Source organism: Halarchaeum salinum (assembly GCF_039520965.1).
GTDB classification, from domain to species: Archaea; Halobacteriota; Halobacteria; order Halobacteriales; family Halobacteriaceae; genus Halarchaeum; species Halarchaeum salinum.
Window position 1 is genome coordinate 1 of sequence record NZ_BAAABL010000069.1, and the last position, 7,415, is coordinate 7,415.

Below are 7,415 nucleotides of genomic sequence, written 5' to 3' on the forward strand. Positions count from 1 at the left end.
ACCACATCAAAGCCCCACCCTCAACGAGCGAGGCCGCAAGGCCGAGCGAAGTAGGGTGGGGTCGGTTACAAGCCGCAACTCACGCCACCCGAGACGACGTCGTTCAGCACGAACTGGAGGATCGCCGTCCCGAGCGGTGCGACGATCACACCCCAGATGAGCCCCTGATTCCGCACTTCCTTCAGCTCCTTTTTGAGGTCCGCCCGCCGGACGGTCGGAATCGCGACCGTCGCGCCAAGCGCCGTGACGCCCCCGACGAGCGGCCCGCCGTACTGGATGATCGTGAAGAGGTTCTTGATCGTCGCCGCCATCTCCGTCTGGCAGAACGCCGCGCCGATCTCCGCCGCCGCCACCGGCTCGACGGCGACGAGGCTCAGCGCCATCGTCGCCACCCCGAAAGCCAGTATCCGTGCCCGCCCCCGCCCGCACTGTTCCCGCGTCGGTTCCGCGAGCGCTGCACCGTCGTCTGCGTTCATGAGCATTCGTAGCACTACCCGGCTGCGACGAACGGCACCGCCGTCCGCCGATACGGGCATCTACAATCATTCTTACAGGAATCCAGCCGTAGATAACTGTTTCTAGGGGGACACATAGTGACGTGCGGAGGAAGCCCACGACGGCAGGCGTGGGTGGCTGATGGCCGCCGTGTCGCGATACGTACTCCGACGACGTATCGTACGTCCGGCGACGGTGGCTCGGTCTTCACCACGAACCCGGGGGCGTCGTGGACGGCGGCGTCGGAATCGCTCGTCGAGCGTTCTACTCCCCCTGGATGCTCGATCCGTCGCCGCATGCTCTCTCGTCCCCGTCCGTTGGCCCCGCGACGGCCGCGTTCCCACCACAAAACATATATAAATGACGGCGAGATACAGGAATGCTTCTCCGCTGCACTGACCACAGGGGGAAGCACGCGGGGGCGGCCATCCGTCGCCGCCCTCGCGTCCTACCGTTCCGGGACGGCCGGTCTCGGTAGTCCTCTCGATTCAGTACTCAATCCCTAAATACCGAGTATAGCCGCTTCTGGGCCTGAACACTGCCAATTACGACGCCCTAATTCTACCGATACACGCGCTCTCACGCCCGTTTGTGGGTTGGCGACACAGTAAGTTATATGTGCATCGGGTGGATTGTCTCTCCTGTCAGTGCAGCGGAGGCTGTAACTAGAAACCAATGATACACGACACACGTTCTCGCGTCGAACGCGCTTATGCGCGCGGAGCATCGTACCACAACCACACGGAGGTGACGCATGAGTAGTCACTCAGGTAAGGCACGGGCCCTCGTCCTCACGCTGCTCATGATCGGCTCCGTCTTTGGCGGAAGTATTGCGTTTGCCGGCGGTGCCGCCGCAGGCACACTTAGCGACGTCACGGTTACCCCAGAAGATAACACACCAGGGGAGAATTCAAACTATACCGTTAGCGTAGTTGCTGACGCGGACCTAGATGGTTCTTCACTGACTGATTTCGATGTCAACACTGACGGAGACTCTACCATCGACTTCAGCAATATTGGCCAAAGCGCGATCACGGCTGTTGAGATCAACGATGATTCCTACGAGGGATCTGTTGATGGAGTCTCCACGACGAATGATGGTAACACCCTTGAGATTTCCTTGGACGGAAGTAGCCAAGGACTGAGCGAGGGAGACACAATTTCAGTGTCTATTGGGAATAGCTCCGATAAGGTAACTAACCCATCGAAGGGTACGTACGAATATACGGTCGCTGTCTCCGGCACTAGCACGGGCAGTGACAGCGTATCGTACTCCGAGGAGGAGACGGTCGAAGGTGGCCCGATCGAGAACCTCGATAATGGCAACCAGTTCGACAATCTCCAGTCCGCGATCAACGACGCGAGTTCCCAAGACACCATTGAGGTTGACGCCGAGGGCGGCCCGTACACGGGCGCAGTCACGGTCGACAAGGACGTGACGCTGCGTTCGGTGAACGGCCAAGCAACGATTACCGCGCAGACGACCGATAGGGCTGGCACCGCGACAGTGTTGATCAAGACTAACGGCGCTGAAGTCCACGGCTTCGAGATCGTTAGCGAAGGTGAGGATGGCAGTGGCCTAGCGTCGCAGAGCCTGAAGATTGCAGACGCTAGCAACGTGGTTGTTGCCGATAACCTGCTCACCGCTACGAACCTGAGCGCTGACCAGGACGGCACGGCCCAGGGTGGGCTCTACGTTGATGCCACCGAGGACATCAGCAACATCACCATTCAGGGCAACACCGTCGATAACTCGGGGGCGGGTATCTACGTGTCAGCTACCGACAGCTACTCCATCGATAACCTCGAAATCAAGGAGAACACTGTTGAGAGCGTCCTCGCTCAGTCCGAGTTCAACCGCTCGATCCCCGGTTATTCTGGGGCGATAGAGATCAATGGCTACGCGAACAGTAGCATCAACGCCCAGATCGCGTCTATCCTCGACAACAACGAGATCGAGACGACGGATCCGTACGGCGTCTCCCTGGACCCGGCATCGGTAGTTGCCGGCCAGGAGACGACAGCGAACGTGACGCTATCGGGTGTGCCTGACGGCGCGAGCGTGAACTACGCGCTGCTCTCCGGTGGCGACCAGCTGCAGAAGACCGGCAGCACGAGCTCCGATAGCTTCTCCGTCACCAGCCTGTTCGGCTCTGGTGCCGCGAACTACACCGTCGCCGTGAGCCCCGACATTAGCGCGACCGACCTCAACGTCTCCAATAACGATGGATACGCGAACGTTTCGGTCACGCAGGGCAACTACATCACGGACCTGAGCACGACGCCGGAAACCCCCGTCTACAACGACACCATCACCGTGAGCGGCACGCTGATGAACTCGTCGACGGGCAGCGCCGCGACTGGCGTTACGCTGAACTTCCAGAACGGCGACGATTCGAACATCAGCGTTTCGACGACTGGCTCGCAGGGTAACTTCGAGTTCTCCGATGTGACGGTTGCCGACGCCGGCAACTACTCCATCGTGAACGCCTCGAACACGTCTCTTGAAACGGTCTCCGTCGGCTCCGCCGACGCGAGCGTCTCCCTCTCCGTTGAGGAGACGAACCTCAAGGGCTTCGAGAACAACTACACGGCCACGGCCGCCAGCGACACCGGCGCGCCGCTGACCGAGTGGACCTCGGGTAGCGCTGGTAACTACCTGAACGTTACCGGTCCGTTCAGCGGTACTTCGATCAGCTCCGACAACATCGTGAACGGGACGCTGCTCAACACCGCGACGCCGAGTGGGAACACGTCCTACTTCCACGTCGAGCCCGACACCGGTAACGTCACGTTCAACGCGACGCCGACTACGAACACTTCCGAAGTCACGGTCACGCTTGAGAACAACGAGTCTGACACCGCCGCTGGCTACGAGGTTCAGGAGCCCGCCAACACGACGGATACGCTCGACCTTACGGGCAGCGCCGAACTCGCCACGCAGGAGTCCGATCAGGCTCTCTTCGTGACGGGTGTCCCGTCCAAGATCGCAGCTGACGGCTCCAGCCAGTCCGTCTCGGCGACCGTCGTCGGGAGCGACAACAAGGCACCCGAAGAGGGCAACGCGCTCGCGAACGCGACGGTTTCCCTCACGGGCCTGGGCATCGACGTTGACAGCCAGACGATCAACGACTCCCGCAACCCTGACGGTACTGTCGACTTCTCCGTCTTCCCGTCCGAGGCCGGTACCGCGACGCTGACGGTTGAGGCCTACTCGACGGATGAGGAGGACTACATCACGGAGACGGTCAACGTGACCGTCACCGGTGACAACTACGAGAACCTCACGCCGACCAGCGCTGAGGTCGGTGACAACTCGACGGTTAGCGTGCAGATCCTGAAGGATGACACGCCGCAGAACAACCGTAACGTCACGTTCACTGCCGAAAACGACGTGTTCAACGTCAGTGAAGCGTCTTCGGCGTTCACCACGCTCACGATTGACGCTGCCGCTGGCGAGGCGAAGTTCGGTACGAGCAGTGACCGTAGTGCAGAGGGCACGCGGTCGATCAACACCAACAACGGCATCTACGCTGTTGAGGGTGTCTCCTTCGAGAACACCGGTACTGTCGACCTGAACGTCAGCAGTCCGGACCGGACGACCGTGAACGCGACCGGCGCGATCTCGGTCACGGGCGTTGACGTCTACGACATCACGTCCGATGCACCGAACGGCCAGCTCCTTGCAAGCCAGGAGCAGACGGTCCAGTTCAACGTCACGCGTGACGGCGAACGGGTCAACGGGAGCGACCTGACGTCCCTGTCGTCGTCGCTTAGTGCGAAGCAGGACGGTGACCCGATCACCGTCTCTGACGTTTCGACGATCAACACGACGGATAACAGCGACGTCGACACCATTGAGGCGAACCTCACGGTTCCCTCGGCGGACTCCGACGTCAACGTCTCTGTCTCTGTTAGCGGCCAGCGCGGCGAAGCCACCTACGGCGTCGTCGCTCCGGCCGTCTCGACGAATATGACTGGTGACAGCTTCACCGAGGCAACCTCCACCGGCCCAGTGAACGTCACCATCACTGACCCGCGCACGGGCGACGTTATCCCGAGCGCGACGCTGAAGCTCACTCGGCACAACATCTCGGCTGACATCTCCGGTGCTTCCGGCACCCCGAACACCACGTCAGTGAACGAGAACGGGAGTGCCGTGATCACGGTCACGCCGGACGTCCTCGGTGAGGACCCGGCGAGTATTGAGTTCGCCACGAAGGCGAGCGCCTCGGCGCCGTCCTTCGTCACGGCGATGAACGTCTCGGTTGGCGAGATCACCACGGGTGCGCCCGAATCGGTCGCGCCTGACACGCAGACTTCGACGACCTTCGTCGTGCGCGGTGCTGACGGCAACGGTCTTGAGGGTCGTAGTGTGTCGCTAACCGGTGCCGCAACTGCCGGTCCGAAGGACACTGACTCGGACGGTGTCGTGGACTTCACGTTCACGCCGAACACCGGCACGGTGAACATCAACGTCACGAACGCCCTCACGAGCAACAAGGTCACCGTCGACACCATCAACGCGCGCCAGCAGGTCGCGCTTTCGCTTACGGCGCACGATCTGCCCGCGTACGAGGGTGACAGCGTCTCCTTCGAGCTGAACCGCGGCGACGTCTCTGACGTCTCCGTGAAGGGTACGCTGACGGTGTACAACGCGAGCGACGACGTCGTGAAGACGACGTCCATCACGGGCACGCAGTCCGTCCAGTTCAACGAGTCCGGCGACTACACGGTCGTCGCCTCGAAGAACTCCACGGACAGCAAGTCCTTCGTCAACGCGTCGGCGAACGTCACGATCCAGGGCTACACGAACGCCTTGATCACGGCTGACCCGACGACGAACAACACCACGTCGACGCACACGGTCACGCTGCCGGTCACCGCGGACGCCGCTGGTGACTCGCTCAACGGCATCGAGATCGACTACTCGGCTGGTGAATCCGCGACGGACGTCAGCGAGGTCGGCACCGACAACATCCAGACGGTGATGGTGTCCGGTGACGGCGTCATGGTGCAGGAAGCCTCCACCTCCAACAACGGCCACACGCTGCAGCTCTCCTTCACGGGTGACACGCAGCTTCAGCAGGGCGACGTCGTGGAAATCGTCTACGACGACGCTCAGAACCCGGCCAGCGCTGGTGACTACGCGGTTACTGGTTCGCTCAACTACCAGAGCGACCCGGTCAACGCGCAGTCGATGAGGCTCTCGATCACGAACGCGACGTCCGCTCCGTCCGACGCTGTCTACGAGCCGGACAGTCCGGCTGCGCAGTACGACAACGACAACGACGGGAAGATCAACCGCAACGAACTGACCGATGCGGCGGTCGCGTTCACGAACCAGGAACTGACGCGCGACCAGATCACGAGCATCGCGCTCGCCTACACCGCGTCGCAGTCCTAACACACTACCACGACTGACGCACGTTACGCGTCACGCGCGGATTTTTTCTTGACGGCTCTCGCGTCGACAGCGTCGAATATACGCTCTCCCCGAGTTCGTTGATAACGAATTCTCTTTGGTGATAGAGAGCGAGGTGGCGTTCTCAGATGGATAATGCTGTCGAGATAATTGAGAGAACGATTACTGCAGAGCCACTCAGCAATGATCGCTTAAGAGTATGGCCGAGGGGGTCACCTGTCTGTTTGCCCGCTTTGCGGCTTGAGACCGTATTCGAGTTGTCGAACCTACCTTCACTCACGCTGATACGCTCAGAACACACAAAGCATTTAATAGCTGGTCAGTAATGTCCCGACGCAGAGTGCCGATTCAATCGGCATCTCGAATGGCGTTCAATAACCAATGACGAAAACAAAATCACAGCTTCGAGCGGTCTTTCTGGCAGCACTGATGGTGCTGTCGGTAGTCGCTGTTGCGTCGCCTGCTTCTGCAGGTGTTGCGACAGGGACTAGTACCGTCTCCGATTCGTCGGTCTCCCCCGGCAGTTCGGTGACGGTCACGGATACCGTCGCGATGGACGGTAATGGTGGAACAATCACGATAAACGATACGATCAGTCCGTCTGTTGACAGCGCGTCGGATGTTGAAATTCAGAGTGTCACGGCTAACGGCTCCTCTGTTTCCCCCGTCGTGCAAGCAGCTGACGAGACTGGTGTTACCGTTACTCTGTCCGGGCTCTCCGCGAATGCGAACGTGGAGCTCACCTACTCGGTGACCTTCGCCTCGGCTGGTGACTACACTGTCACTAGCCAGGTCACGGATAGTAACGAGAACACCCAGACGATCGGCACGAACACGATCACCGTCGATTCGCAGGACACCACGACGACGAGCACGTCGGACGGATCCACGTCGACGTCGACGCCGGGCGATTCGACGGGCGGTGAGGACAGCCGCGCGGGGAACGCTGACGGGACGGGCGCAGCCCCGACCGACGGTGTTTCGGAAGTGTTCATTTTCGACGGTGCGACCGTCTACAAGGGTGAGGAGGACCTCACCTTCGCCGGAACTCTCGACAGTTCGCTGACGGGTGTCTCCGGGAACGCAGAGGGGACGATCCTGAGCCCGCCGGTCCCGCAGGACCAGTCTGAGGGTCAGTACACGAACACTGGCGAGTCCGGCGCGCCCGGCGTGACGGTGAACACGCCGCGTGTCACCGAACTCGAAGTGAACAACCCGAACGGTGCGGACATCTCCGGTGGGTCGGTCTCCGAGGCGAACGCGGGGGCGCTCACCATCAACGCTGACTGGAACTTCGCGGAAGCCGAGGACCTCGAACTCGCCGTGATGGACTCCAGCGGTCTGGAGATCACCGGCGACGTCATCGAGGGCTCGGACACGATCAAGAATGCGGACGGTGAGGCTTCCTGGACGCTCGACCTGAGCGACCAGGACGCTGGCGAGTACACGATCGAAGTCGCGGGGACGGAAGACCTCGACTTCGGTCCGGCAACGC

2 protein-coding genes and 3 pseudogenes are annotated in these 7,415 nt (G+C 60.9%); 4 read left to right on the forward strand and 1 reads right to left on the reverse strand.

What is annotated here, in order from left to right:
- Positions 1-65 precede the first annotated feature (65 nt).
- Positions 66-476, reverse strand: coding sequence for a hypothetical protein (locus tag ABDZ36_RS12135; RefSeq protein WP_211311514.1), 411 nt, complete (start codon positions 474-476; stop codon positions 66-68).
- 773 nt (positions 477-1,249) lie between these two features.
- On the opposite strand from ABDZ36_RS12135, the pseudogene ABDZ36_RS14925 reads away from it, so the two are divergent.
- The 4 genes and pseudogenes from ABDZ36_RS14925 to ABDZ36_RS12145 all read left to right on the forward strand — a co-directional run.
- Positions 1,250-1,339 (forward strand): annotated as a pseudogene (locus ABDZ36_RS14925) (surface glycoprotein); the annotation flags it as partial.
- 321 nt (positions 1,340-1,660) lie between these two features.
- Positions 1,661-5,902: a beta strand repeat-containing protein gene (locus ABDZ36_RS12140; protein WP_343749329.1), complete on the forward strand. Its 4,242-nt coding sequence runs from the start codon at positions 1,661-1,663 to the stop codon at positions 5,900-5,902.
- A 399-nt stretch (positions 5,903-6,301) separates the two neighbouring features.
- Positions 6,302-6,382 (forward strand): annotated as a pseudogene (locus ABDZ36_RS14930) (surface glycoprotein); the annotation flags it as partial.
- 207 nt (positions 6,383-6,589) lie between these two features.
- A pseudogene (locus ABDZ36_RS12145) lies at positions 6,590-7,415 on the forward strand (hypothetical protein); the annotation flags it as partial.